This is a genomic window from Chryseobacterium phosphatilyticum, from assembly GCF_002899825.2.
Classification (GTDB): Bacteria; Bacteroidota; Bacteroidia; order Flavobacteriales; family Weeksellaceae; genus Chryseobacterium; species Chryseobacterium phosphatilyticum.
In genome coordinates this window covers 1-440 of record NZ_PPED02000121.1, presented here as the reverse complement: position 1 = coordinate 440, position 440 = coordinate 1, and the positions used below count along the sequence as shown (strand labels likewise).

Annotated in this window: 1 rRNA gene; it reads right to left on the bottom strand. The window is 53.6% G+C overall.

Going from position 1 to position 440, the window contains the following annotated elements:
• A 16S ribosomal RNA gene (locus C1631_RS23770) occupies nucleotides 1-440 on the bottom strand; the annotation flags it as partial.

The window sequence follows — 440 nt, the reverse complement described above, 5'->3', positions numbered from 1 at the left end:
GACTACACGGGTATCTAATCCTGTTTGCTCCCCACGCTTTCGAGCCTCAGTGTCAGTTACAGTCCAGTGAGCCGCCTTCGCCACTGGTGTTCCTCCTAATATCTACGCATTTCACCGCTACACTAGGAATTCCACTCACCCCTCCTGCACCCCAGCCTCACAGTTTCAAAAGCAGTTCCGGGGTTGAGCCCCGGATTTTCACTTCTGACTTGCATGGCCACCTACACTCCCTTTACACCCAGTAAATCCGGATAACGCTTGCTCCATACGTATTACCGCGGCTGCTGGCACGTAGTTAGCCGGGGCTTCTTAGTCAGGTACCGTCATTATCTTCCCTGCTGATAGAGCTTTACATACCGAAATACTTCTTCGCTCACGCGGCGTCGCTGCATCAGGGTTTCCCCCATTGTGCAATATTCCCCACTGCAGCCGCCCGTAGG